This is a genomic window from Streptomyces sp. NPDC006510 (assembly GCF_040611955.1).
Lineage (GTDB): Bacteria > Actinomycetota > Actinomycetes > Streptomycetales > Streptomycetaceae > Streptomyces.
This window is the reverse complement of the sequence record NZ_JBEXPH010000124.1, coordinates 1-25,865: the sequence shown is the minus strand read 5'-3', so window position 1 is coordinate 25,865 and position 25,865 is coordinate 1. Positions and strand designations below refer to the sequence as shown.

24 protein-coding genes and 1 pseudogene are annotated in these 25,865 nt (G+C 68.9%); 15 read left to right on the top strand and 10 right to left on the bottom strand.

Going from position 1 to position 25,865, the window contains the following annotated elements; genetic code table 11:
• A partial coding sequence (locus ABZY11_RS29860) for a transposase (protein WP_356482115.1) occupies nucleotides 1-252 on the top strand: 252 nt, incomplete at its 5' end.
• Nucleotides 253-339: 87 nt separating this feature from the next.
• Here the strand turns inward: ABZY11_RS29860 and ABZY11_RS29855 are convergent.
• A complete protein-coding gene (locus ABZY11_RS29855; protein ID WP_356482114.1) occupies nucleotides 340-972 on the bottom strand; it encodes an SMI1/KNR4 family protein in 633 nt (210 codons plus the stop codon).
• Nucleotides 973-1,275: 303 nt separating this feature from the next.
• Between ABZY11_RS29855 and ABZY11_RS29850 the strand changes: the two are divergent.
• A pseudogene (locus tag ABZY11_RS29850) lies at nucleotides 1,276-1,380 on the top strand (IS5/IS1182 family transposase); the annotation flags it as partial.
• An 8-nt stretch (nucleotides 1,381-1,388) separates the two neighbouring features.
• Here ABZY11_RS29850 and ABZY11_RS29845 read toward each other — a convergent pair.
• Nucleotides 1,389-2,069: an HAD family phosphatase gene (locus tag ABZY11_RS29845; protein ID WP_356482113.1), complete on the bottom strand. Its 681-nt coding sequence runs from the start codon at nucleotides 2,067-2,069 to the stop codon at nucleotides 1,389-1,391.
• A gap of 549 nt (nucleotides 2,070-2,618) precedes the next feature.
• On the opposite strand from ABZY11_RS29845, the gene ABZY11_RS29840 reads away from it, so the two are divergent.
• On the top strand, nucleotides 2,619-3,293 hold the full coding sequence (locus ABZY11_RS29840) for a ScbR family autoregulator-binding transcription factor (protein WP_356482112.1): 675 nt from the start codon (nucleotides 2,619-2,621) through the stop codon (nucleotides 3,291-3,293).
• A gap of 361 nt (nucleotides 3,294-3,654) precedes the next feature.
• Here ABZY11_RS29840 and ABZY11_RS29835 read toward each other — a convergent pair whose 3' ends face one another.
• On the bottom strand, nucleotides 3,655-4,161 hold the full coding sequence (locus ABZY11_RS29835) for a pyridoxamine 5'-phosphate oxidase family protein (protein ID WP_356482111.1): 507 nt from the start codon (nucleotides 4,159-4,161) through the stop codon (nucleotides 3,655-3,657).
• Nucleotides 4,162-4,386: 225 nt separating this feature from the next.
• On the opposite strand from ABZY11_RS29835, the gene ABZY11_RS29830 reads away from it, so the two are divergent.
• Nucleotides 4,387-4,866, top strand: coding sequence for a hypothetical protein (locus ABZY11_RS29830; RefSeq protein WP_356482118.1), 480 nt, complete (start codon nucleotides 4,387-4,389; stop codon nucleotides 4,864-4,866).
• Nucleotides 4,867-4,892: 26 nt separating this feature from the next.
• On the top strand, nucleotides 4,893-5,543 hold the full coding sequence (locus ABZY11_RS29825) for a vitamin K epoxide reductase family protein (protein WP_356482110.1): 651 nt from the start codon (nucleotides 4,893-4,895) through the stop codon (nucleotides 5,541-5,543).
• On the opposite strand, the gene ABZY11_RS29820 is transcribed toward ABZY11_RS29825, so the two are convergent.
• Nucleotides 5,494-6,831, bottom strand: coding sequence for a globin domain-containing protein (locus ABZY11_RS29820; protein WP_356482109.1), 1,338 nt, complete (start codon nucleotides 6,829-6,831; stop codon nucleotides 5,494-5,496). The genes ABZY11_RS29825 and ABZY11_RS29820 overlap by 50 nt on opposite strands.
• Before the next feature lie 280 nt (nucleotides 6,832-7,111).
• Between ABZY11_RS29820 and ABZY11_RS29815 the strand changes: the two genes are divergently transcribed.
• Nucleotides 7,112-7,837, top strand: coding sequence for a response regulator transcription factor (locus tag ABZY11_RS29815; RefSeq protein ID WP_356482108.1), 726 nt, complete (start codon nucleotides 7,112-7,114; stop codon nucleotides 7,835-7,837).
• A 14-nt stretch (nucleotides 7,838-7,851) separates the two neighbouring features.
• Here the strand turns inward: ABZY11_RS29815 and ABZY11_RS29810 are convergent, their stop codons facing one another.
• Complete coding sequence (locus ABZY11_RS29810; RefSeq protein WP_356482107.1) at nucleotides 7,852-9,546, bottom strand: GAF domain-containing protein; 1,695 nt, start codon at nucleotides 9,544-9,546, stop codon at nucleotides 7,852-7,854.
• Nucleotides 9,547-10,199: 653 nt separating this feature from the next.
• Here ABZY11_RS29810 and ctaD point away from each other — a divergent pair.
• Together ctaD and ABZY11_RS29800 are read left to right on the top strand one after the other, a co-directional pair.
• Nucleotides 10,200-11,852, top strand: coding sequence for a cytochrome c oxidase subunit I (gene ctaD, locus ABZY11_RS29805; protein ID WP_356482117.1), 1,653 nt, complete (start codon nucleotides 10,200-10,202; stop codon nucleotides 11,850-11,852).
• A gap of 43 nt (nucleotides 11,853-11,895) precedes the next feature.
• On the top strand, nucleotides 11,896-12,258 hold the full coding sequence (locus ABZY11_RS29800) for a hypothetical protein (RefSeq protein WP_356482106.1): 363 nt from the start codon (nucleotides 11,896-11,898) through the stop codon (nucleotides 12,256-12,258).
• A 372-nt stretch (nucleotides 12,259-12,630) separates the two neighbouring features.
• Here the strand turns inward: ABZY11_RS29800 and ABZY11_RS29795 are convergent, their stop codons facing one another.
• The 3 genes from ABZY11_RS29795 to ABZY11_RS29785 all read right to left on the bottom strand — a co-directional run bounded on the left by ABZY11_RS29795 (nucleotide 12,631) and on the right by ABZY11_RS29785 (nucleotide 17,637).
• The gene (locus ABZY11_RS29795; RefSeq protein WP_356482105.1) at nucleotides 12,631-13,968 is read right to left on the bottom strand and encodes an MFS transporter; all 1,338 of its coding nucleotides are present in this window, start codon (nucleotides 13,966-13,968) and stop codon (nucleotides 12,631-12,633) included.
• 116 nt (nucleotides 13,969-14,084) lie between these two features.
• A complete protein-coding gene (locus ABZY11_RS29790) occupies nucleotides 14,085-15,401 on the bottom strand; it encodes a 2-oxo acid dehydrogenase subunit E2 (RefSeq protein WP_356482104.1) in 1,317 nt (438 codons plus the stop codon).
• Between the two features lie 37 nt (nucleotides 15,402-15,438).
• Nucleotides 15,439-17,637: a thiamine pyrophosphate-dependent enzyme gene (locus ABZY11_RS29785; protein WP_356482103.1), complete on the bottom strand. Its 2,199-nt coding sequence runs from the start codon at nucleotides 17,635-17,637 to the stop codon at nucleotides 15,439-15,441.
• Nucleotides 17,638-17,775: 138 nt separating this feature from the next.
• On the opposite strand from ABZY11_RS29785, the gene ABZY11_RS29780 reads away from it, so the two are divergent.
• The 5 genes from ABZY11_RS29780 (at nucleotide 17,776) to htpG (ending at nucleotide 22,769) form a co-directional block, all read left to right on the top strand.
• Entirely contained in the window at nucleotides 17,776-18,330 is a 555-nt protein-coding gene (locus ABZY11_RS29780) for a VOC family protein (RefSeq protein ID WP_356482102.1), read from the top strand.
• A 42-nt stretch (nucleotides 18,331-18,372) separates the two neighbouring features.
• Entirely contained in the window at nucleotides 18,373-19,137 is a 765-nt protein-coding gene (locus tag ABZY11_RS29775) for a GntR family transcriptional regulator (RefSeq protein WP_356482101.1), read from the top strand.
• The gene (locus ABZY11_RS29770) at nucleotides 19,094-19,876 is read left to right on the top strand and encodes an SDR family NAD(P)-dependent oxidoreductase (protein WP_356482100.1); all 783 of its coding nucleotides are present in this window, start codon (nucleotides 19,094-19,096) and stop codon (nucleotides 19,874-19,876) included. Before ABZY11_RS29775 ends, ABZY11_RS29770 begins: the two co-directional genes overlap by 44 nt.
• Nucleotides 19,877-19,933: 57 nt before the next feature.
• Entirely contained in the window at nucleotides 19,934-20,737 is an 804-nt protein-coding gene (locus ABZY11_RS29765; RefSeq protein ID WP_356482099.1) for an SDR family NAD(P)-dependent oxidoreductase, read from the top strand.
• A 94-nt stretch (nucleotides 20,738-20,831) separates the two neighbouring features.
• A complete protein-coding gene (gene htpG, locus ABZY11_RS29760) occupies nucleotides 20,832-22,769 on the top strand; it encodes a molecular chaperone HtpG (protein WP_356482098.1) in 1,938 nt (645 codons plus the stop codon).
• Nucleotides 22,770-22,866: 97 nt separating this feature from the next.
• On the opposite strand, the gene ABZY11_RS29755 is transcribed toward htpG, so the two are convergent.
• Nucleotides 22,867-23,022 (bottom strand): hypothetical protein, encoded by a 156-nt coding sequence (locus ABZY11_RS29755; protein ID WP_356482097.1) that lies wholly within the window; start codon nucleotides 23,020-23,022, stop codon nucleotides 22,867-22,869.
• 74 nt (nucleotides 23,023-23,096) lie between these two features.
• Here ABZY11_RS29755 and ABZY11_RS29750 point away from each other — a divergent pair, with 74 nt between their 5' ends.
• A complete protein-coding gene (locus tag ABZY11_RS29750; RefSeq protein ID WP_356482096.1) occupies nucleotides 23,097-23,288 on the top strand; it encodes a hypothetical protein in 192 nt (63 codons plus the stop codon).
• Between the two features lie 225 nt (nucleotides 23,289-23,513).
• On the opposite strand, the gene ABZY11_RS29745 is transcribed toward ABZY11_RS29750, so the two are convergent.
• Nucleotides 23,514-24,500, bottom strand: coding sequence for an alpha/beta hydrolase (locus tag ABZY11_RS29745; RefSeq protein WP_356482095.1), 987 nt, complete (start codon nucleotides 24,498-24,500; stop codon nucleotides 23,514-23,516).
• A 371-nt stretch (nucleotides 24,501-24,871) separates the two neighbouring features.
• On the opposite strand from ABZY11_RS29745, the gene ABZY11_RS29740 reads away from it, so the two are divergent.
• Nucleotides 24,872-25,865: MFS transporter (locus tag ABZY11_RS29740; RefSeq protein WP_356482116.1), on the top strand; the 994-nt coding region annotated here is incomplete at its 3' end.

Below are 25,865 nucleotides of genomic sequence, written 5' to 3'. Positions count from 1 at the left end.
GAGCAGGATTCGACCTCCTCCGCCACCGAATCCTTCTGTCGTGACAACAGAACGTCACCACCGACTACGGAACAGAGCCCTCGTTTGACAGACCCGGTCCTCGCCACCGGACGCGCACCGGTCGAACACGGCTTCGCACACCTCAAAAACTGGCGGATCCTCACCAAGCTCCGCACCGACCCCGCCCGCGCCACCCGCCTCCTGCGCGCCCTGCTCGTGTTGACGAATCTCGAAGTCAACCGCGGATTTTGATCACCCATCTCTGACGCGGAGGACTCGCACGCTGATCCAGCAGCACGATTCCTGCCCTGTCCTCACAGGGTCGATGACCCACGACTTTCACTGTTCGTCGCGGAAGCTGTTGTATTCGTCATTCATCAGGTCCCAGAAGGACCGGTAGCGGACCGCTCCGGGCAGCCAGTGGGCGAGATACCAGGCTTCCCACTCTCCGTCTGCGGTGACCACGCAGGGGTTGAGCAGGTAGACGTCGGTGGCGTTCGGGGTATGGCTGATCGTCAGGGTGTGCGGCAGGTATTCGGGGCGGAGCGAGGCGGGGTCCTGGGCCTCGCCGTAGACGAAGTACCTCTCGTCACTCACCCGAGGCGCCGTCCCCGTGGGTCCACCCGTCCAGCCTGTGATGAGCTCCAGGTCCAGGTCCCGGGCCCATCCGACTTCCTGGAGCGGCAAGATTCGGTCGATGCCATGGGTTGTGTTGAGCCAGCCGTTACTGGTCAGCAGGAACTGCCGGTAGCTCGCCGGCAGAACGGTGCCCAGTCGCTGTTCGAGCGCGCTGAGTTCCTCGCCGGTAGCCCCAGCAGCTCCCAGCCAGCGAGCTTTGCGCACTTTGTCGGGAAACGACTCGGCCCGCTCCTGTTCGTGCAGTACGGGGGCGAGCCACTCGTCACTCCACCGTTGCAGCAGATCCCGCCATGCGTAGCAGCGCCCATCATCCTGATTTTGTGTGCTTCCCATGGCGGAAGGTTAAGGGCGAGCACTGACACGCCCTTCGGTCTATGAAGGCGGGACGGATTCCCAGCCGAGAACAGAATTCAGGCCGGGTATATCGGTCGTCGGTTTCGTCTCCCGCCCCGGCAAAGGCGATCTGCCTCTCGTTGAGAACACGGAACCGTGCCTGTAGTGGGGCGCCGCGGGCCTCACGCGGTGACGGACGATCTACGCCTCGGACCACCGCCCACGACCTGCGCGAGTACCCCGAAAGAGCCGCGCACCAGCATTTTGACCTGCACCTTCAAGTTGGCGGAGGCTCATTGTGTGCGCATCCGCATCCGCATCCGCTACGAGATACGGGCCGACCTCCATCCCGGCACGCTCCAACTCGCCTGCGGCATCATCTGCTTGAGACGACTCCGAACCTCATTCCGAAACGATCACTCCGTGATCCAGGCGTTGGCCCAGGCCACCAGCTCCGGGTCGGCCAGGGTGCTGACCCATAGATCGGCCCGGTCCGCACCCCGTCCGGCAGGGCGAGGGCCAGCACCCAGCGTGCGTAGGCCGGCGGCTCGCGCCGAGTCGATACCGGTGACGGAGTCCTCGACCGCCAGTGCGTCCTGTGGCCGCACGCCACAGAGATCTGCCGCGGCGGCGTAGACGTCGGGATGGGGCTTGGGCCGCAATCCGGCGCCCGCGACGACGATGTGGCCGAAGTGGCCCAGCAGTCCGGCCCGATTCAGGCTGGACTCCACCATGTCCAGCGGGCAGTTGCTGGCAACCGCGAGGGGCAGGTGGCGGGCAGCCAGACGAACCAGCGCCGCCGCGCCCGGCATGGTGACAGGGTCCGCGTCGACCAACGCCGTGAAGTGCCGGAGAAGCGAATGGGTCATATCGCCGGTGAGGTCGGGCTTTCCGGTCTCCCTGGCCATGAGGCTCCCGCACTCGGTGTAATGCACTCCCTTGGCCCGCTCGGCGAATCCGGCCGGGGGCTTGAGACCGAACTCTCTGAAGACTCTGTTGCGTGCGTCCTGCCAGTGGCGTTCGGTGTCCATCAGGGTTCCGTCGCAATCGAAGACGATGGCGGCCGGAGACCAGCAAAAGAGGCTATGAGCTGTCATTTCTCTGCCGTTCTCGGAGAGAGCGCAATCCCCACTGTGTCGCCGAGTTCAGTGAGATGTCGGACTGCGGGAGAGACGCGCTCGACTACTGGGACTGGGATGCCGAACGGTCTTTCTTGACCGTGCGCGAAGGTGGTCGATTCACCTCCGTGGGGCCCGCCACTACTGGCGTCATCCGCCGTATGGGTCGAGCCCGAAAACATCGTGGTCACTACGTTAATTTTGTGGGAAGAGGGGCGCAATCACTACTTCGAGTGTTTGACGGCAGGCCGGTTGCAGGCTAGGTGCGAAGGGGCGGAGCACGCCGGAGGTCGACTGTGGAGCGCCGTGGACCTGGCCAACTGCATTGCAGAATGGGTTGGTTGAGGTAAATCGTGTCCTGGTGGCCGTATGGGGCAGTCCCGTTCGCGGAGCCATCGGCGCGTGGCCGCGATTTATCGATGTCACCCACATGTACGCACAGTCGAAGATAATAAAAGTTGTACGGTCGGCGGTGAAGTGCCGCCAGTGCGCGGGCGCACTACCCACTGCATCAAATTCATCGAATAAATGAACGAAGGTGGAACACACGTGCAAGACAGGGCGTGGGCAACCCGGAGATCCCTATTGGAAGCCGCAGCGCATCTCTTTGTCGAACGGGGATACGTGGGCACCAGTATCAACGACATAAGCGGCCGCTCGGGGAAGACCAGTGGAGCCGTCTACTTTCACTACTCCAGCAAGGAGAAGCTCGCCCTCGCCGTCGTCCGTGAACAGTTCGCCACATGGCCGCAATTGACCCCGTACTACACGGACCCGGGCGTCCCGCCGCTTGAGAAACTTGTCGCCCTGAGCTTCGAGATCGCCAGAGTCCTGCGTGAGGACGTCGTAGCGCGCGCAGGCGCCCGCCTGTGGGCCGAGCGCCGCAGCATCGACGCGGCCGTGCCCGCACCGTTTGCCGCCTGGACCGCGGCCGTCACACGGCTTCTTGCCGAGGCCCGGTCCAAGGGTGAACTCGCCGAGGGAATCGAGCCATCGGGTACGGCCACGACGCTCGTGTGTGCGCTGTACGGTCTGTACGACCTCACCGACGAGGTGGCGAGGGAGCAGGAACTCGGGTCCCGGCTGGACCAGTGGTGGCTCCTGATCCTGAACGTGCTGCAGGCGCGCCCCGACCCGGCCGTCCTGATCTCACGAGCGCGAGCCCGGTTTTCCGTGAACGGCCCGCCCGCCTGGGCCGGTTGACAGGCCGGTGCCGGGTGGTCGGACTGTCTGCTCGGCGGCGAAGCAGGAGTGCGGTCCCGACCGGAAGGAAGGGGCTGCGGAGCCCAAGATGCGCTGAGTGCCTCATGGATGCGCTGAGTGCCTCATGAAGGACCAAAGGTTCTGGTCGTCGCGTGGAAAGAAGCACTCCTCAGGTGATCAGGAGTAACGGGCCGTACCCGCGTGTCCGTATCGAGGGCGGTGGTCGCCGTGCGGATTCGCAGGCACGGGCCGCGCTGTTGGCCGAGACGGTCCGCAAGTCCGGCCTGGACGGCGTGATATCAGCGGCACTGACGCCGTGGCCAGATCCTCCGCGATCTCGCGCTCACGCCTGGGCGGCGAGTTAGACGGCCAGCCGGATTCCGGTGACCAGATGTGGACGGATGCGTACCGCGCAGTTCATCACTGGGCCCGGCCAGGGGCGGAGCAGCCGCTGGTAGCGCGTCAGCGCGTCCGGATCGGCGACCGGGCGGCAGTACCCCGTGGCGACGACACTCCAGCCCAGATGGGTCAGCGGATCGATGTCATCGGCCTGGTAGGCGACCACGACTCCCCGATCGCCATGGTCGTGGGCCTGGGCGAAAAGATCCGAGTCCTGATGGGTCAGGATGACGATCTGACCGTGGTCCAGCAGATGGTTCACCGGTCGGATGGCGGGCAGCGCGTGCTGGGTGAAGACGATCCGCCCGAGCGACGTCCTGCCAAGCAGGCTCAGTGCCTGGGCACCTGTCAATTCGACCGTGCGGCGCGGCGCGATGGCCGCCGAACCCGAAAACGGTGCCGCCTCCGATGGTGTGGTCACAGCCGTGCGCACCGACGGCTGGGGCGACTGATGGCATGAGTGGCTCATGGGCTGCCTCGTCTCCTGGTCTGCTCACCTGCCGCACGAGTACATCGTGTGGCGCCGTCCCCACGCCAGGGCCGAACGGCCCCAGGGCCGAACGGCCCTAGCGGCGTCGGACCTCCGATGGGTTCACTGCGGTGCATCGCGTGCTCCGGGCCGGTCAAGGGCCGGGCCGTGGCGTGGCGTGCGGGTGCGTTCGGACGGTGCGGGTGCGCGCAGGAGGGAAACGTGGTGATCGCAGTCGTCGGGCACAGAGACCTCAGCAAGAGAACCCTGGACCTGGTGGAGGATGAACTGAGAGCGCGGCTGGACCGCTTGGCAGAGGGCGCGGCCGCCTTGGTGCGGGTCGGGGCGGGGCTGCCGCTGGTGTTCGGGCGGGCCGCCCGGGAGGCCGGGCGGAAGCTGACAGTGATGCTGCCGGCCCAGGGCGCTGTTCCCGCCGTGCTGCCCGAGCGGGACCGGTCGGCCGCAGGCGAACTGCTGGTCCTGGCCGAACAAGTACGGCTGCTGGCTTTCGATCCGGCCGACCGCAACGCGTGTGTCAGCGCCGATGAACGTCTGGTGGGGACGTGCCGGACCGTGCTGGCCGTGTGGGACGGATCGCCGTCGGACGGCCGGGACGCCACCGCGCATCTGGTTGCCTTCGCGCGTGCGCGAGGAATCCGGGTGGAGGTCGTCTGGCCGGACGGTTGCGTACGGGGGCGGACATGAAGCTGTCGGAGCGCGGGGCGGGGAGGATGACGGAAGAACCCGAGACCGACGACCGGGCCCGCGCCGGCGCGTCCGGGGCGGGCCTCGACCGGGAGTGCGCCGGGGCGAGGCGGGGGTCCGCATGGCTGCTGGTCGTCACCGCCGCGCTCGGGCTGCTCGGCTCGTTCGTCATCACGATCGACAAGTTCGAACTGCTCGCCGACCCCGGCTTCGTGCCCGCCTGCTCGCTGAGCCCCGTGGTGTCCTGCACGAATGTGATGCGCAGCGAGCAGGCGTCGGCTTTCGGCTTTCCCAACCCGCTCATCGGGCTGGTTGCCTTCGGGGTGGTGATGGGGACCGGCGCCGGCCTGCTGGCGGGCGCACGCTATCGGCGCTGGTACTGGCTGGGGCTGAACCTCGGCACGCTGTTCGGCGTCGGCTTCTGCATGTGGCTGATGACACAGGCGTTGTACGACATAGGTGCCCTCTGCCTGTGGTGCGTGCTCGTGTGGGTGGCCACCATCCTGATGTTCTGGCACACCACGGTGCACAATCTGCGCCACGGCGTCCTGCCCGCCCCGCGCGCCCTGGTCGCGGCGGTGCTGGAGTTCCCCCTCGTGGTGCCGGTGACCTGGTGCCTGGCCGTCGTCATGCTGATAGCAATCCGGTTCTGGTCGTACTGGCAGACGTTTCTGTGACCGCGACGATGGCGGTGGTCTCGTGATGGATGTGCGCGGCCGGCACTCCGGCGGCGGCCAGACGCGCGGAGACGGCCCGCGCCGGCCCGGTCGCGGAGGCCTCGGGAGCCAGGGCCAGAAAGGCGTGCTGCCGGGCCGCGGCCCCAGGATGCGCTGGCAGTATTCCGTTCAGGGCCCGCAGCCCGGCGCCCGCGAAGCGAGCATGCGCCGCATCAGCAGCGATGACGGTCAGCCAGGGGTGTCCGCGCCGGAACGCTTCCAGATACGCCGCGTCGTACATCTCATCGGCCGCCGCTCTCTCCTCCGGCGCGGCGAGACCCAGCAGCAGCCGTACTCGGTGCTCACGGGACCGGTCGGCGTCGATCTGCTGGAGCAGCGCCTTCATCGGAGCCCAGCCCGTACCGGAGGCGATCAGCAGAATGTCTGCGGACGGAAGATGATCCGGCAGAGCCAGCGCGCCGCGCGGGGCGCTGAGACGAACGGTGCCGCCCTCCCGTGTACCGTGCACCAGCGCATCGCTCACCCCGTCGGCGCCCCGGGCCCGTACATGGAACTCCAGCTCACCGTCCGGATGCGGCGCGCGGGCCAGATAGTAGGGACGCCAGGCCTGTTCCAGCAGCGGCGACTCCAAGGACGCGTACTGTCCGGCCTCGAAGGCGTAGGGCTGATGGGGCCGTACCCGCAGCACCGCGAGATCGGGCGTGCGGAGTTCGTGCGAGGTCACTGTCGCCTCCCAGCTGGGCGGTTCGGCGATCGCCTCGTCCGCGCCCCTGACCATCGCCGAAACAGCCAGCCGCAGCATCCGCAGCCAGGCGTCCTCCAGCGCACGGGTCCACCGGGCGCCCGCACGCACGCGCAGCGCCTCGATCAGAGCCGCCTCGAAGGCCTCGAAATGCGCGGGGCGCACACCGAGCTTGCGATGGTCGCGCCCCAACTGCCCGAAGACGCCGATCATTTCGTCCGTACGGTGCAGATTGCCGATCAGGTAGCGGAAGATCCCCGCGAGATGGGCCTGTTGGAACGCCATCGACTCGGGGAACAGCGAACGCAGATATGGATGCCGCTCGAACAGGATCCGGTACAGCTCGGCGATCAGCTCCTCCAGTGGGTTCACCAGTGGCAGCGAATCGCTGATCAGCAGCTGGTCGGCCGTTCCGTCGTACGCCTGCGGAGCCTCGGCGCTCCACGCTTCGGTACGGCTTCCGGACGGGGCCAGGATGCGTCGTCGCAGCCGCATCGCGTCATGCCGTGCGAGCAGTGCGTGGTAGTCCTCGCTCGGGGTGTTCATGGGCCGGTGACTCCTCGGTGCAGCGCAGTGGGGTGGCCGGGAAGGGAGATGTCCGTGGCGCCCGGACGATCTTGGCGGCGTCAGTATGGCACCGCGCCCTGCCCGCTGACCGGCCCCCGGCCACAGGGCCTTTCGGCCCTGTTCAGACGCCGTTTGCCATGCTGTGGCACCCCGGCGGGAACGGGCTCGCGGACGGGCACATACTGTTTGCGGCCCTCTCCCCGAATCGATCGAGCATGGTGTGAACGAGTCCTCGAATTCTTCGCTGAGCACGACCCCGTTGAACACGGTTCCGACGCAATCCGCGACCCCTGTACGCGTCTTCATCCTCGACGACCACGAGGTCGTACGGCGCGGCGTACGCGATCTGCTGGAAGCCGAGGACGGCATCGAGGTCGTCGGCGAGGCGTCCGACGCCCGGGAGGCGCTGGCCCGCGTACCGGCCTGCAGGCCGCAGGTCGCCGTACTGGACGTCCGCCTCGGCGACGACCAAGGCGGTGACCACGCCGGTATCGAGGTGTGCCGGGAGTTGCGTGCCCTGATGCCCGAACTCGCCTGCCTGATGCTGACGTCGTTCGATGATGACGAGGCGCTGTTCGACGCCATCATGGCGGGCGCCGCGGGGTACGTGCTGAAGCAGATCAACGGAGCCGATCTGATCGCCGCCGTACGCACGGTCGCGTCAGGCACCTCGATGCTCGATCCACGGACGACCGCCCGCGTGATGGCACGGCTGCGGGGCACCACCCAGCGAACCCCTGCCGAGGCGTCGGAGGCATCGCAACTGGACGGACTCACGCCCAGGGAAAGGCAGATCCTGGATCTCATCGGCGAGGGCCTCACCAACCGAGAGATCGCGGAACGTCTCTTCCTGGCCGAGAAGACCGTCAAGAACCGCATCTCCTCGATCCTCGCGAAACTGGGCGTGGGCCGCCGAATCCAGGCCGCGATGCTCGTCGGCCGGATCAAGGACCGCCAGGGGCGCCCCCCGGCCCCGGGAAGCTGACAGGCACTCGGGCGTCAGCCGTGGAGCGGAACGCGCCAGATGATCCGGGTGCCGCCGTCCGCCGGCCGTTCGACGGCCAGTGTGCCGCCGCACAGCTCTGCCCGCGTACGCATATTGGCCAGCCCGCCGAGGCGTCCGGCCGCCGGTTCGTCGGCATCGACCGCTGCCCCTGTCCCGGGCGCGGTCGTGACACCGTCCCCGATTCCGATGCCGTTGTCGGTGACGGTCAGGGTCACCGCGTCGTCGGCCGACAGCATGATGCCGATACGAGTGGCACGGGCATGGCGAGAGGCATTGGACACCGCCTCGGCGGCGACCGCCACCACGTGTTCGGCCAGTTCGTCCGGCACCGTGGTGTCCACCGGCCCGTCGATCCGCACAGAGGGCCGGAAACCAAGGGCGTGTGCCGCCGTGCGAGCGGTCTCCGTCATCCGGTGCCGCAGCCCGCCGCGGCCCGGACCGTCCGCTGTCCGCAGATCGAAGATGGTGGACCGGATGATCCGGATCGTGGTGTCCAGATCATCCACCGCCCGGCTGACCCGCTCGGCCGCGTCCGGCCGGTCCGCGATGGCACGCGTGGTGCTCTGCAGAGTCATCCCGGTCGCGAAGAGCCGCTGGATCGCCAGATCGTGCAGATCGCGGGCGATCCGGTCCCGGTCGTGCATGACGGCGAGTTCCTCGGACTCGGCCCGCCTACGGGCCAGTTCCAGGGCGATGGCCGCCTGGTCGGCGAAGCCCGAGACGAGTGCTACCTCGGTGTCGTCGAACGGCGGGCGGTCCACCGGCCGCCCCAGGCGCAGTGCGCCCCTTGCCCCCGTGTCGACTCGCAAAGGCACCGTCACCACCGGACCCAGACCGTCCTCGGCACCGTCGCCGAACGGGTGGGCCCGGGGATCGGTGCGGACATCGGCGCAGTGCACCGGTGTCCCGGTACGGGCGGCGAGTCCGGCCAGTGATCCCCGCGCGGGTACGGACAGCCCCGTGACGCGTTCGGAGTCCCTGCCGTGGGCGACGGCAACGGTGAGACGTGCCTCAACCCCGGATGTCTCCGAAGCTCCGGAGAGGGACGCGGGGGGCGTCGGCAACAGAATCGCGGCCCGGTCGGCCCCCGCCACCTCCATCGCCCGCTCGGCGATCAGATGCAGCACCTCGTCGGTGTCCGTCCCCGAGAGCAGAGTGCGAGTGATCTCACCCAGTGCCTCCAGACGCCGCTCCCGGCGCCGGCTCTCGTCGTACATGCGGGCGTTGTCGATGGCGACCCCGGCCGCGATCGACAAGGTGGTCAGCACCGCCTCGTCGTCGGCGTCGAAACTCACCCCGCCCCGCTTCTCGGTGAGGTAGAGGTTGCCGAACACCTCGTCGCGAACCCGCACCGGCACCCCGAGGAAGGTGCGCATCGGGGGATGATGGGGCGGAAATCCGAAGCTGCGCGGATGGCGGCTCAGGTCGGTGAGCCGCAGCGGTTCCGGGTGATGGATCAGCTCACCGAGGATTCCGCGCCCGCACGGCGTCTGGCCGATCACGGCGGCGAGTTGCTCCGATATGCCGACCGGCAGGAACTCCAGCAGCTTCTGCCCGTCCCCGACAATGCCGAGCGCTCCGTACTCCGCGTCGGTCAGGGTCACCGCGGCCTCCACGATCCCGCGGAGCACCTCGGGCAGTTCCAGGCCCCGCCCCAGACTCATCACGGCATCCAGCAGACTGCGCATCCTGTCCGGCCGACTGGGCTGAGGCCAGAGCGCCGGACCGGGGCAGCGGGCTCCGGGCGATTCGGGGGCGGGGGAGGCGGAGCCGGGAGAAGGAACTCCGAAGGGGGAGTCGGGCGCGGTAGGTGCTGTCTCTGTCATCGGGGCGCCGCTCTCTGGGTCCGTGTGCCGTATGCCGGGAAATTGCTCACCGGATCACCGCAGGGCTGGGACCGGTCCACGGACGGTCAGCCTACGACAGCCACGGGGCCGAGGGCCCGGCGGTGCACTGCCGCCCCCGGGACCGGCTCGGGTGAGGCCGGTCGGCCGCCCGACGGGCCGGCAGCAGGGCCGGTCGGCCCCGTGGAAGGTACCTGTCGGTCCCTGGAGGGCTTCGAGGGGCACGGCCAGCATGGTGCGGCCGGGAAGGTCCGGTCCGTCCCCTCGTGATCCGCCGGACCTTTCCGACCGCTCCCCGCCGCCCCGTGCGGCCGGGGAGCGCTCGAAGAACCGCAAGAGTTGGAGGACACGGTCCGGTGGACGCAATGGAATCTCAGGGCAATCAGGCCGCCCCCGCACAGGGGTCCGTGCCCCCCGGACCCGGAGCCGCCATCGTCGCCGCGCACTCCACCAACAACAGTCGCCAAGCCACCGGGGCCGACACGACAGAGCCGGCGATGCGACCCGGCACCGATCTGCCGGGCCGTTCGTCCCGCGGGCGGATCGTCGTCTCGTGGCTCACGACGACCGACCACAAGCAGATAGGCACTCTCTATCTCGTCACCGCGTTCGTCTTCTTCCTGATCGGTGGCGCGATGGCACTCGTGATGCGTGCCGAACTCGCCCGTCCCGGGACACAGATCGTTTCCAACGAGCAGTTCAACCAGGCATTCACCATGCATGGGTCGGTGATGCTGCTCCTGTTCGCGATGCCGCTGTTCACAGGATTCGCCAATTGGCTCATGCCGCTTCAGATAGGCGCACCCGATGTGGCGTTTCCGCGACTGAACATGCTGGCGTACTGGTTGTTCCTCTTCGGTTCACTGATCGCCGCCGCAGGGTTCCTCACTCCGCAGGGCGCCGCCGACTTCGGATGGTTCGCCTATGCCCCGCTGTCCGACGCTACGCATTCACCGGGCGTCGGCGCCGACATGTGGATCATGGGCGTGGCGCTTTCCGGCTTCGGTTCCATTCTGGGAGCGGTGAACTTCATCACCACCATCATCTGCATGCGTGCCCCAGGAATGACCATGTTCCGGATGTCGATCTTCACCTGGAACGTGCTGCTGACCGCCGTACTCATTCTCCTGGTCTTCCCTGTCCTGGCCGCGGCGCTCTTCGCGCTGGAGATGGACCGGAAGTTCGGCTCACACATCTTCGATCCCGCCAACGGCGGCGCGCTTCTGTGGCAGCACCTCTTCTGGTTCTTCGGTCACCCCGAGGTCTATGTACTGGCTCTGCCGTTCTTCGGTATTGTTTCCGAGATCATTCCGGTCTTCTCCCGGAAGCCGATGTTCGGCTATATCGGTCTCGTCGCCGCGACGATCGCCATCGCCGGCCTGTCCGTCACCGTCTGGGCCCACCACATGTATGTGACCGGTGGCGTACTGCTGCCCTTCTTCGCCTTCATGACCTTCCTGATCGCCGTACCGACCGGAGTGAAGTTCTTCAACTGGATCGGCACGATGTGGAAGGGATCACTGTCCTTCGAGACGCCGATGCTGTGGACCACCGGATTTCTGATCACCTTTGTCTTCGGCGGCCTGACCGGAGTCATCCTGGCCTCACCACCGCTGGACTTCCATGTCTCCGACTCGTACTTCGTCGTAGCCCACTTCCACTACACGCTCTTCGGTACAGTCGTGTACGCGATGTTCGCCGGATTCCATTTCTGGTGGCCGAAGTTCACCGGCAGGATGCTCGACGAGCGCCTGGGCAAGATCACGTTCTGGGTGCTGACGGTCGGTTTCCACCTCACGTTCCTCGTGCAGCACTGGCTCGGAGTCGAGGGAATGCCGCGCCGGTACGCGGACTATCTCGCCGCTGATGGTTTCACCGCTCTCAACACCCTTTCCACCATTGGCTCATTCCTCCTCGGACTGTCGTTCCTGCCGTTCCTCTACAACGTCTGGAAGACCAGCCAGTACGGCAGAAAGATCACCGTCGACGACCCCTGGGGTTATGGCCGCTCCCTGGAATGGGCCACGTCCTGCCCTCCGCCCCGGCACAACTTCACTTCCCTGCCCCGTATCCGCAGCGAGTCCCCCGCCTTCGATCTGCACCATCCGGAGATCGCCGCACTTGAACTCGAACCCGCTGTACCGCACTGACCCTTCCCTCCCCCCAACCCCGCTCCCAGGAGAGTGCTTCCCGATGTCCCACGGTGTTCTGGCGGTCGGTGTCGTCGTGCTCTTCGCATCCGGCAACGTCTGGTACCTGCCTGCCTGTATCGATCTGCGGGCGGGCCAGGACCGGCCGCGCTCCCGGCGGCTGGCCGCGGCCGCTGTGCTGACCGGGTGGGGATCGGCGGCCCTCACGATGCTTCTGCTGCTCATGCCGATCGATCCGAGCGTGGTCGCGCTGCCGGCGGTAGCGGGCACCACCGCTGTGGTGTCCTTGACCGTCCAGGCATGGCTGCGACGGAGCCAGGAGCAGCGTGAGGAGGAAGCTTGCTGGTCCGTGCTCCTTCCGGCACGGACCGCCGACCCGGTCGGGCCCACCGAGGACGAGCAATGAGCCGCCCCTCGTGCACCGGAACGCCTCATCGGCTTCGGCGAGATGGCCGGTGTCCCTCCCCTTCCGTAGTTGGAAGCCCATGCGCGGAATCGATACGCTGCGACGCGCCGGCCTCGGCGGCTCAGGATGCGCCGAGCGCTGCGCGCGGACCCGGCAGCCGCACAGGAACTACGCCTGCTGCTGGACGAGTTCGCCCCCCAAGCAGCAGACGCGCCGACTGTGACAGTCAACGACACCGTCAGCGGGGGCACTCAGTCCGCCCCGGTCATCCAGGGGCAGCCCTTAGTCGGGTACGCGACGCGTCCGGGCGTGGGCCACTCTGCTGCCGGGGCGTGGGCCCCCACAGGAGGGTGGCCCACGCCCCGGTGCTCGTCAGGACTTGGGGGAGAAGCGCAGCCGGGTGGCCGCCAGTGCGCCGAGGGCCAGCAGGACGATGGAGACCCACAGGCCGGACAGGTGGTTGCCGGTGGCGTCCTCGGTGTAGCCCATGATGTAGGGGCCGACGAAGCCGCCGGTGATGCCGATGGTGTTGAGCAGTGCCAGGCCGCCGGCGAGGGTCTTGCCCGAGAGGCGGGTGGCGGGGAAGTTGAACAGCAGCGGCTGGACGACGAAGAACGCCAGCCCGGTGAAGCAGAAGCCGAGCAGGGCGATCACGGGACCGGCGACGGCGGCGACGATGAGGCCGGTGAACATCATCAGCAGACCGACCACCACGAAGTTGCGGGAGCGCCGGGGCGTGGTCGCGCGGGGCGGCACCAGTACGGCACCGACGGCCGCGGTGAGCCAGGGCAGGCCGGTCAGCAGGCCGATGGTGAACGGCGAGAGGTCGCCCCAGCCGCCGATGATGCCGGGCAGGAAGTAGACGACCGAGTACAGGGCGACTTGGTGTGTCCAGTTGGCGAAGATGGCCAGCAGCATCTGCTTGTCGCGCAGCACCGTCAGCAGCGAGCCGGACCCGGAGCCGTTGCCGGCGGCCTCGGAGCCCTCGGTCTGCTCGCGGGTGACCGCGTCCTGGACCAGCCGGGCCTCGTCCGCTGTCAGCCAGGGTGCCTTGGCCGGGCCGTCGGGCAGGAACCGGTAGATGACGACGGCCAGGAAGAGGCAGGGGATCCCCTCGATGACGAACATCCACTGCCAGCCGTGCCAGCCGCCGAGTCCGTCCATCTCCATGAGCAGTCCGCCGAGCGGGTTTCCGACGACGCTGGCGATGGAGGCGCCGAGCAGGAGGAGCCCGATGGCCCTGCCGCGGGTCTCGGAGCGGAACCAGTAGGTGAGGTAGAGCAGGATGCCCGGCAGCAGCCCGGCCTCGGCGGCGCCGAGCAGCAGCCGCATGGCGTAGAAGGACTTCTCACCCTGTACGAAGGCCATGCAGGCGGAGATGACGCCCCAGGTCACCATGATCCGGGTGATCCACCAGCGGGCGCCCACGCGGTACATGATCAGGTTGCTGGGCACCTCGGAGATCGCGTAGGTGAGGAAGAACAGCCCCGCGCCCAGCCCGTAGGCAGCGGCGGAGATGCCGAGGTCGACCTCCAGGCGTTCCTTGGCCAGGCCGATGTTGGTCCGGTCCAGGAACGACATGATGTAGGCGGCCAGCAGCAGCGGCATCAGCCGCCGCAGATTGCGCTGGTCCAGCTCGCCGAGCGCATCGCGCGGGGTTTCGTTCGGTATGGCCGCACTTGGGGTGCGGGAACCGCGGATCAAAGACATCAGTGTCCTCTTGGAGTGCTCTGGCAGCCGTCGGACGCGGACTGCGGCCTGGGGTGATGGGGGCCCGGGCGGCCTGCGGCGGTGATGCCGCGGGCCGCCCTGCCACCGGGGTGGGGTCAGACGACGAGCCGGACCGGGTTCTCCACGGTCTCGGTGAAGGCCGCGAGCCAGCGCGCCGCCACGGCGCCGTCCACCGGACGGTGGTCCACGGAGAGGACCACGCCGAGCACCTTGGCCGCGGTGACCGCACCGTCGCGGACCACCGCCTCGTCGTGTGCGGCGCCGATGGCCAGGATCGCGGCCTGCGGCGGGTTGATGATGGCGGTGAACTCCTCGACCCCGTACATGCCGAGGTTGGAAACGGTGATCGAGCCGCCTTCGAGGTCGGTGGGCCGCAGCCCTCCGGAGCGCGCCTGCTCCGCGTACGCGCGGGTCCGCGTGGCGATCGCCGACACCGACAGGTTCTCGATCCCGCGCAGCACCGGGGTCACCAGGCCCGTGTCGGTGGCGATGGCGACCGAGACGTCGACGGTACGGAACCGGCGTACGGCGTCCGGCTGCCACACCGCGTTCATCTCCGGCACCTGGGTGTGTGCCGTGGCGACGGCCTTGATCAGCAGGTCGTTGACCGAGATCTTGACCGGGCTGACGGCGTTGATCCGCTGCCGCAGGGCGAGCAGCTCGTCCACGGCGCAGGTCGCTCGCAGGTAGAAGTGCGGAGTGTGCTGCTTGCTCTCCGTCAGGCGTCTGGCGATGGCCCGGCGCATCCGGCTGTGCGGGATGTCCTCGTGGTCGCCGGTGCCGGCGGGGGCGGTGGCCTGCGGCACGGTGGCGGCCACCGGAGGTGCCGGGGCCGCAGGCGGCTGGGTCGCCGGTGCCGGCCGGGCCGCGACCGCGGCCTCGACGTCACGCCTGACGATGCGGCCGCCGGGGCCGGTGCCGGTCAGGACCTCGATGTCGAGGCCCGCCTCCCGGGCCAGCCTGCGGGCCAGCGGACTGCTGAAGACCCGCCCGCCGCGATCCGGCTCGCCGGCGGAAGGCACGGCGGAGGACGCCGGGGATCCCGGAGCGGCCGGGCGCTCGGCGACCGGTTCCTCCGGCACGTCCCGGCGCACCGCCTGCCGGGCCTCGCCGGGCGCGGCGACGCCGACGCCGAGTTCCGCCAGCAGCGCGTCGAGGTCACCGGTCTGCTCGCCGGTGGCGCCGAGCACGGCGATCGGGTCGCCGACCTCGATCTCCACGCCGGCCTCGTACAGCGTCTTGAGCAGCACGCCGTCCCGCTCGGCGGAGACGTCCACCTCGGCCTTGTCGGTCTCGATGGAGACCAGCGCGTCGTCCTTCGTGAACGACGCTCCCTCCGCCACCTGCCAGGCGGACAGCACGGCCGTTGCCGCGTCGGCGGCCACGGCGGGCATTCGGAACAGTTCTGCCATGATCAACCCTCCTGGGTGTTCTCTCGTACGGGGAGGGTCAGTTCTCGGTGACCCGCTGGAGCGCGGCCACGACCTCTTCGGTCCGTGCGATGGCCGCCCGCTCCAGCACCTTGCTGATGCTGGGCGAGGACTCGCCGGCCTGGACGCGCTCGACCGGCTGATCGAGCCAGTCGAAGTAGCGGCGCTGGATCTCGTCGGACAGCCAGCCGCCGTACGAGGTGCCGACGGGGCCCTGCTCGGCGATGAGCACGTTGTTGGTCTTGCGGATACTCGCGCCGAGGGTGTCCCAGTCGAGACTGGCGCGGTCCAGCCAGCGCAGGTCGATGACCTCGGCGTCCAGGCCCAACTGCTCGACGGCCTCCAGCACGTAGTTGGTCATCGCGAGGTACGTCACGACGGTGATCCGTGAACCGGTGCGGCGCACGGCTGCCTTGCCCACCGGCAGGCAGTAGTCGAAGTCGTCCACCGGGCCCGGACCGACCGAGTTGTACAGGTCGGTGTGCTCCAGTACGACGACGGGGTCCTTGCAGGTCAGCGCGGAGTTCATCAGTCCCACGTAGTCGAAGGGCGTGGACGGGGCGACAATCCGCCAGCCGGGGGCCGTGGCGAGGATGCCCGCCGGGTCCATGGAGTGCTGGGAGCCGTAGCCGGTGCCCATGGCGACCTTGCTGCGCAGGACGAGCGGGACGCCGGACCCCTGTCCGTCGCCGCCGAACATGTGCCGGGCCTTGCCGATCTGGTTGAAGATCTGGTCGGCCGCGACCCACATGAAGTCGGCGTACATGAACTCCACCACCGGCTTGTACCGGCCGTCGAGCGCGATGCCGCCGGCCAGCCCGGCGAAGGCGTTCTCGCTGATCGGCGTGCCCAGGACACGGTCCGGGTGGGCCTCGGCCAGGCCCTTGGTCGCGCCGTTGGTGCCGCCCTTGAGCCGGTGCACGTCCTCGCCCATGACGACGACCGACGCGTCCTCGGCCATGCGCCGGCTCATCACCTCGGCCACGACGTCGATGAACTTCCGTTGCTCCAGGCGTCCTTGGAAGGCTTCCGGCCCGGTCCCGGTGTCGGCGACGCGCACGTCGTCGAACTCACTGAGGTCGCCCCGTACGCCGACATCGCGGAAGGACGGGTCGGGCCATTCGGCGGGCCTGATGCGGCGGGTGCCCGGCTTGCCGTCGGGGTCGGGCTCCAGCAATTCGTCGCCGATGGCGGCCATGACCGCCTTGGCACGCGCGGTACAGTCCTCGATCTCGTCGGCGCTCAGGACGCCGTTCTCGACGAGCTGCTGCGAGACGAGGGCGAGCGGGTCGCGGGCCCGCCACTCCTTCTCCTCGGCCTTGGTGCGGTAGCCGAACGCGCTGCCGGGGAACGGGCCGTTCTGGTGGAAGAAGCGGTAGACCTCGGCCTCGACGATGGTGGGGCCCTTGCCGGCCCGCATGTGGTCCACCGCCTCTCTCATGGCGAGGTACGTGGCGAGCGGGTCCATGCCGTCCACGCGCCAGCTGGGGATGTTGAAGCCCAGGCCGCGGGCCGACAGCCTCGGCTCGGCCGTCGCCTCGTCCACATGGGTGGAGACGGCGTACTTGTTGTTCTCGATGAAGAAGCAGACCGGCAGCTTCCAGGCGGCGGCGAGGTTCATCGTCTCCAGCACGGAGCCGATGTTGACCGCGCCGTCACCGAAGTAGGTGACCGAGACGGCATCGGTGCCGGCCTGCCGTGCCGACCAGGCGAACCCGGCGGCCTGCGGCACGCCGCCGCCGACGATCGCGTTGGTGCCCATGGCCCCGGCCTCGCGCCACTGCAGATGCATGGATCCGCCCCGCCCCCGGCAGAAGCCCCTGGCCAGGCCGCAGATCTCGGCCAGGCTGCGCTGCAGGACGGTGCGCACCTCGTCGTCGACGGGCCGGCGCAGGTCGATGCCGCCGGGCGCGACATAGCCCAGAGCCTTGGCGAGGAACTGGTGGTGCCCCCGGTGCGAGCCGCCGACGAAGTCGGCACCGGTCAGTGGCAGTACGGAGCCGACGGCGCCGCCCTCCTGGCCGATGCTGGAGTGCGCAGGCCCATGGATCAGTCCCTGGCCCGCGAGGTCGAGGACGTACTCCTCGAAGGTCCTGATCAGCAAGGTCTGGGTGAACATCGAGGTCAGCAGCCGCGGGTCCGCGCCGTGCCAGTCCTTCTTGGTCGCCGTCACCTCGGTCCAGGGTGAGGCGGGGGCCAGTTTCCGGTGTGTGGGCATGAGCACTCTCCTGTGTGATTCGGTGAGCACTGTCGCAGTGAATGGATCCATAGCCAATACCTCGTTACCGGAACGTTGCATTCAGATTTCAGGAATATCCATTGACTACCGCACCTGAGGCGGCGCAATGTGAGAGGCATGGCGGACAGATGGATCCATTCCACAGAAGATCGAGAGCGGGGACTTCCCGGACTGGCCGGCGTCGAGCACATCGGCTTCACCGTTCCAGACCTCGAAGAGGCGACCCGGTTCTTCGTCGAGGTGATCGGCTGCGAGCACGTCTACTCGCTCGGCCCGTTCCGCTCCGACGGCACCTGGATGAGCGACCACCTCGGCGTCCACCCGCGCGCCGTGATGCGCGAGCTGCGCTTCTTCCGCTGCGCCGGCGGTCCGAACTTCGAGATCTTCGAGTACGAGGCCCCCGGACAGGAGACGCGACCGCCGCGCAACAGTGATGTCGGCGGCCACCATCTCGCCTTCTACGTCACCGACCTCGACGCCGCCGTGGCACACCTGCGGCGGCACGGCGTACGGATCCTGGGCGAACCCACGGCCAGCTCGGGCCCGAGCGAGGGGCAGCGCTGGGTCTACTTCCTCACTCCCTGGGGGATGCAGCTGGAGCTGGTCTCCTACCCGGGCGGCAAGCGGTACGAGGCCGACTCACCCGTACTGCTGTGGCAGCCTTCCGTCTGAACACGCCGCACACGCTGCCGCGACACCGCACCAGGGAGAACCATGTCACGCAAGCCGACCACCGGATCCGACCCGTCCGGATCCACCACGTCGGGATCCGGTCCGTCCGGATCCAGCGCCGCCGTCGCCAGCCAACGCGTCGCGGACCATCTGCGTGCCGCCATCCTGAGCGGTGAACTGCGCCCCGGCGCACGGATCATGCAGGAGCAGGTCGCCGCGCAGCTCGGCGCCAGCCGGCTGCCCGTACGCGAGGCCCTGCGGATACTGGCGGCCGAGGGCCTGACCGTGGTGAAGTCCAACAGCGGCGCCTGGGTCTCCCGAATGGACATGGCGGAGTGCGAGGGCGTCTACAAGATCCGCGAACGCCTGGAGCCGCTCGCCCTCAGCGAGAGCGTTCCGCATCTGTCCGCCGAGCAGGTCACCGAACTGGAGACGATCGCGCGGCAGATCGAACTCACCACCGACGTGGACCGCTTCCTGGCCCTCGACCGCCGGCTGCACCTGCTCACCTACGCCGGCTGCCGGGTCGCTCAGATCACCGCCATGGTCGACCGGTTCTGGAACACCACACAGCACTACCGCCGCGCCTTCGCCCGGCTCGCGGGCGACAGCGGCTGGGAACTGATCCACGCCGAACACCGCCTGATCATCGAGGCGATCAAACGGGCCGACACCGTCGACGCCGAACGCTTTCTCACCGGCCACATCCGCCGCACGCGGCTGGAACTGGCCCAGCATCCCGAACTGTTCACAGAGGACGACCATGACAGCGACCACACAGCAGACGCAGCAGGCTCCGCGGACTGACGCCCGCGCCTTCGAGGGCCGGACCCTCCTCCTGTCCGGCGCGGGCGGCGGCATCGCCCGCGAGGTGGCCCGCCAGTTCCACGCCGCCGGCGCCAACCTGGTGCTCGGGGACCTGAACGCCGGGGCATTGGAGGAGTTCGCCGCGACGCTCGACCCCACGGGTGCCACCGTGATCACCCGCACCCTCGACGCGGCCTCACCGGAGAGCAACAACGCGTTCGTCGTCGCCGCGGTCGAGACATTCGGCTCGGTCGATTTCCTCGTACCCGCCGCCGGGATCTATCCGGAACAGGCCGTCGCCGACATGACCGACGAACAGTGGAACGCCGTCATCTCGGTCAACCTCAACGGTGTCTTCTACCTCACCCGCGCCGTCCTGCCCCACCTCAACGAGGGCGGCAGCATCGTCAACCTGACCTCCATGGCCGGTCACCGCGGCAGCATCCGGCACGCGCACTACGCGGCGACCAAGGGCGCGCTGCTCGCCTTCTCCCGCAGCCTCGCCTGGGAACTCGGCTCCAGGGCACGGATCAACATGGTCTCGCCCGGCATCATCGAGACCTCCATGACCCGCGACTACGTCGCCGCCCGCGGCGACACCGCGCTCGCCACCACCCCCCTCGGCCGCCTGGGCAGACCGGAGGAAGTGGCCTCCGTCGTCACCTTCCTGTGCTCGCCCGCGGCGAGCTTCGTACAGGGCGAGGTCATCCATGTGAACGGCGGCATGCACATGGTCTGAGCAGGACCGAGAACACCGGTGGAGAACGTGGCGGAACGAGCGGGAACGGAACGGAACATGACGACGGAAGCGGCGATCTACCCCGACCTGAGCGGCAGGTCCGTATGCGTCACCGGTGCCGCGCGCGGCCTGGGCCTGGCGATGGCCGACGCCTTCGTGCAGGCCGGCTGCCATGTGCTGCTGCTCGACATCGACAGCGACGAACTGGACCGGGTGCGGCCCGCACCGGCGGCGCGCCACCCCGGCCAGGTGATCGCGACGGCCACCGCCCCGGTGAGCGACCAGGACGCCGTGACGGCGGCGCTCGGCGCGTTCACCGCCCGGACGGGAGAGCTGTCCGTCATGGTCGCCAACGCCGGTGTGTCCGCCAACGCGCCCTCCCTCGATCTCGAACTGGACCGCTGGAACACCGCGTTGGACGTCAACCTCACCGGAGTCTTCGTCTGCGCCCGCGCCGCCGCCCGCATCATGCGCGAGGGCGACGGAGGTGTCATCCTCACCACCTCGTCGATGTACGGGGTGACGGCCGGGCCCGAGCGCGCGGCGTACTGCGCGACCAAGGCCGCCGTCGCCGCGCTCACCAAGGTCCTGGCCGTCGAGTGGGCCCGGTTCGGCATCCGGGTCAACGCGCTCGCGCCCGGGTACGTCGAGACCGATCTGCTGACCCGGCTCTCCGACGCCGGGCGGCTGGACACCGGGGCGCTGCGCCGCCGTACCCCGCGCGGCCGCCTCGGCAGCCCGGAGGACATCGCGCACCTCGCCCTCTTCCTGTCCTCCGGGGTGTCCGCGAACATCACGGGCCAGGTGATGGTCAGCGACGGCGGCTGGACGGCCGACGGGTACGCGGTGGCGCCGGCCTGACCGGAGGTCGGGCGGCGGTGCCCCAACGGGACCGGCTGATCTAGAGTTCTCAGGCCAGATTCCAGCCCGCGGACCTGAGAAGGAATCACGGATTATGCCCACTGAGACGTTCGAGTTTCAGGTGGAAGCGCGCCAGCTTCTGCAGATGATGATCCACTCGATCTACTCGAACAAGGACGTGTTCCTGCGTGAACTCGTCTCCAACGCCTCCGACGCGCTCGACAAGCTGCGACTCGAAGCACTGCGCGACGACTCGCTCGACGCGGACGTGTCCGACCTCCACATCGCCATCGAGACCGACCGGCAGGCCCGCACGCTCACCGTGCGGGACAACGGAATCGGGATGTCTCACGACGAAGTGGTCCAGCTCATCGGGACGATTGCGAACTCGGGCACCGCGAAGTTCCTGCGGGAGCTCAAGGAGGCCGAAAGGACCGCCGCGGCCGAAGGACTGATCGGTCAGTTCGGTGTCGGGTTCTACTCCAGCTTCATGGTGGCCGACGAGGTCACGCTGCTCACCCGGCGCGCGGGCGAGAGCCAGGGCACCCGGTGGACGTCGACCGGCGAGGGCACGTACACGATCGAGACCGTCGACAGCGCTCCCCAGGGAACCGCCGTGACGCTCCGGCTCAAGCCGGAGGACACCGAGGACCAGCTCCACGACTACATCTCCCCGTGGAAGATCAGGGAGATCGTCAAGCGGTACTCGGACTTCATCACCTGGCCGGTCAGGATGGCCGCGGAGGCCGCGGCCGATGACGCTGCGGACACCGGGGAGGGGGCCGACGACACCCCGCGCGAGCCCGAGACGCTCAACTCCATGAAGGCCCTGTGGGCGCGCTCGCGCGACGAGGTCACCGACGACGAGTACCACGAGCTGTACAAGCACATCAGCCACGACTGGAGTGCCCCGCTCGAAACCATCCGCCTGCAGGCGGAAGGCACTTTCGAGTACCAGGCACTGCTCTTCATTCCGTCGCACGCGCCGCAGGACCTGTTCATGCAGGGGTACAAGCGCGGCATCCAGCTCTATGTGAAGCGCGTCTTCATCATGGACGACTGCGAAGCGCTGATGCCGCCGTACCTGCGCTTCGTCAAGGGCGTCGTCGACGCGCAGGACCTGTCGCTTAACGTGTCGCGCGAGATCCTCCAGCAGGACCGCCAGATCCAGCTGATGCACCGGCGGCTGGCGAAGAAGGTGCTGTCGACGGTCAAGGACATGATGTCCGCCGAACCCGAGCGGTACGCCACGTTCTGGCGGGAGTTCGGCCGCGTACTCAAGGAAGGGCTGCTGAGCGACTTCGAGAACCGTGAGGCCATCCTCGGTGTCTCGTCCTTCGCCACCACCCACGACAAGGACGAGCCGACCACTCTGCGGCAGTACGTGGAGCGGATGAAGGACGGCCAGGAGCACATCTTCTATCTGACGGGCGAGTCCCGTCAGGCCATCGAGAACTCCCCGCACATGGAGGCGTTCCGCGCCAAGGGCGTCGAGGTGCTGCTGCTGACCGATCCGGTCGACGAGGTGTGGGTCGAGGCGGAGCCCGCCTTCGACGGCAAGCAGCTGCGGTCCGTCGCCAAGGGCGAGGTCGACCTCGGCACCGAGGAGGAGAAGAAGGAGGCCGCGACCGAGCGCGAGAGCCGGCAGCAGGAGTACGCGGATCTGCTCGGCTGGATGACGGACCGGCTGAGCGAGACCGTCAAGGAGGTGCGGCTCTCCTCGCGCCTCACCGTCTCGCCCGCCTGCATCGTCTCGGACATGCACGACGTGACGCCGGCCCTGGAGAACATGTACCGCGCCATGGGCCAGACCGTTCCCCAGGTCAAGCGCATCCTCGAACTCAACCCGGAGCACCCGCTGGTCAGCGGTCTCAACCGGGCACACGCCGAACGCGGCGAGGACGACGGCACCGGTCTCCAGGAGACGGCCGAACTCCTCCACGACCTGGCACTGCTGGCCGAGGGCGGCGAACTGGGCGACCCCTCGCGCTTCGTCCGGTTGATGGCCGACCGCCTCGAACGCACTCTGTGAACGCGACCGCTCCCGCACACTCGGGAGCGGTGCACAGGAATTGACGGCTTCGGCCGCTGTCGGTGCATCGGCGCCGGCAGCGGCAGGCCGTCGGCCGCTACCGGCCGGGCGTCACGGGGGCGGTCCAGAGTCCGGTGATCGCGTCCACGAGCCCGGTGGCGTACGCGGGTCGGCCGGAGTGAGTGGCGTGGGTTCCGTCCGCGAGCGAACGTTCGCGCGCGGCCAGCATGTGCACCATCAACTGCATCGCCATGACCCCGCGGTCGAGCCGGAGGGGCCATCGGTGCCTCGGCCGCCAGTGCGGTGGCGGGTGTGGTCCTTGCCCAGATGACCACCGAGTTCGGTCCGCTCACCGTGCCGTCGCAGAACGGCTTCCGCGCGGTCATGGCGGTCGGTGCGGGTGCCACCCTGGTGGCCTTCGCCATCGCGTTCTTCCTGCCCGGACGCGGTTCCTCCGCGCCGGCTGCGGCCCGGCCCGTTCCGGAGGCCGCGTCGGCACCCGAACCAGCCGGGAGCTGATCCGGTGCGGTGCGTCACCCGGTCACGGGGCCGCGCCGCGGGGCCGGCATCGCGGGACCGGGCGGGTCCGCCGGTGACGCTGGGCCGATCAGGATGCGAACGGTGCGGTCCGGAGCGAGGATGAGGTACGGGCAGTGGCCCGGTTGCGCCCCGACCCATTGAGGGTCGGCCCCCTTCCCCGGCGCTCCGGTCCGCTTCCCGGCCGCTGCCACGGACCGCGGCGGCTCAGCGGGGCAGGGCGGCGAGCCAGCCGGTCAGGAGGCTGTTGACCTCCTCGCTGCGCTCCTGCTGGATCCAGTGGCCACAGCCTTCGAGGACGTGCGAGGCGTCCAGCGCGGGCAAGGACGTCGGGTACGCCTCGATGGCCTCGGACATCCAGGTGGTCGAGGCGTCGAGGCCGCCGCCGATGAACAGGGCGGGCCGGGTGATGGGCGTGCCGTGGAAATTCGTGAGGTCCTCCCAGTCCCGGTCCATGTTCCGGTAGCGGTTGAGCGCGCCGCGCATGCCGGTCCGCTCGAACTCCCCGGCGTAGACGTCCAGTTCGTCCTCGCCGAGCCAGCCGGGCAGCCGCCCGGTGGGGAACCGTTCGCGCAGGGTTCCGCCGCGCCGGGCGAAGTGCGGGTCGGGTGCGTCGGGGGCGGGCATCGTGTCGGCGGACAGCGCGGCGTAGAAGCCCGCGAGCCAGCCCCGGACGTCCGGCTCGATCTCGGCCTCGGCCCGGCCGGGCTCCTGGAAGTAGGAGACGTAGAACTCCTCGTCCCCGCCCATCTTCGCGAAGACCTCGCTGGGGCGTGGCCCACCCGGTGGCGCGTAGGGAACGCTCAGCAGACCCACCGCGCGGAAGACGTCCGGTCTGACGAGGGCGGAGTCGGCGGCGATCGTCGAGCCCCAGTCGTGCCCGACGATCACCGCGGTCTGCTCGCCGAGCGCGTGCACCACGGCGACGTTGTCCTCGATCAGGTCGAGCATCCGGTACGCGGCGACGGGCTCGGGCCTGGAAGAACGCCCGTAGCCGCGAACGTCCATGGCAACCGCCCGGTACCCCGCCGCGGCCAGCACCGGCAGCTGGTGGCGCCAGGAGTACCAGGATTCCGGAAAGCCGTGTACCAACAGCACCAGCGGCCCGACGCCCTGCTCCACCAGGTGGATCCGGCCGGCCGGCGAGGGGACCGTACGGTGTCTGAAGCCTGTGACCTGGGTCGACTGTGGCATGGATCCTCCGGATCCTTCCGATCGGATGCGCCGAACGGATCGGCGCCGGACATCGGCCGGTCGCGACCCGTCGGCCGGGACACGATCATGCGTCGGATGCCGGGGCAGGCGCGAACATTTTTGCCGCTCCGGCAAAACGGCCGACTCCGGCCGACTCGGAGCGACTCCGGCCGGCTCGGGCCTGCTTCGTACCCGGAAAACGAGTGGCACGCGGTTGTGCGGTCGGCATAGCTTGTGCGCCCGTGACTGATGCCCCGAAGAGATCATCGCGCGACGCACCCGCGAATTCCACGGAACCGGCCACGACGGTACGCGGCGGGCGGACGACGACGGCCGGCCTTCCGCCCGTACGGTCCGAAGCCGCCGAGGGGCTGTTCTCCAGAACGTACGTGACGGCCACCTCCAGCTTCGCCGCCGTGATGTTCCTGACCGGGCTCGCCGCGCTGGCCGTGGTACCCACACTCCCGACGGCCGCACGGGATCTGGACGGGGTGTCGCTCTTCCCGCTGGTGGCGGGCTGCTTCGTGGCCGCGAGTCTGCTGGGCGGGGTGCTGGGCGGTCACTGGGCGGACCGTGCGGGGGCGCACCGTCCGCTGGCGGCGGGCATGGTGCTGGCGGTGCTCACCCTGCTGGTCTCGGCCTCCAGCACCTCGATCTGGCAGCTGGCCGCCGGGCGCTTCGTGGACGGAGTGGCGGCCGGGATGGTCGCGGTGTCGATCAACACCGCGATCGGCCAGGCGTATCCCGACCGTCTGCAGCCACGTGCCCTGGCGCTGATGAGCGCCTGCTGGATCATTCCGTCACTGGTCGGCCCTCCGCTGGCGGGGCTGGTCGCCGAGTGGTGGTCCTGGCGCGCGGTCTTCTACGGCCTGGCGGTTCTGACGGCACTGCCCGCGCTGGCAGTCGTGGCCCTGCTGCGCGGCCGTTCCTGGCAGGACACGCCCGAGCAGTCGGAGGAGAAGCCACCGCGCCCTGCCCTGACGGTCGCGGTGGCGGTGAGCGTGGGCGCGGCGCTGGGCCAGTACGGCGTATCGGGCTGGGACGCGCGCCATCTGCTGTTCGCGGCGGGAGGACTCGCCCTGATGGTGCTGTTCGCCACCCGGCTGCTGCCGACGGGCACCTGGCGCGCCTCGCGCGGCCTGCCGGCCACGGTGCTGCTGCGCGGACTGAGTTCAGGTGTGTTCTTCACGCTGGAGGCATTCGTGCCGCTGATGCTCGTCACCGACCGGGACGTGGCACCCGTCGTGACAGGGCTGGCCTTCACCGGCGCCGCCTTGGCCTGGGCGGCCTCCTCCTGGGTACAGGGCCGCCTGCCGGAACGGACCCCGCGCCACCGCCTGGTCGTGGTCGGGGCGTTGGTGCAGG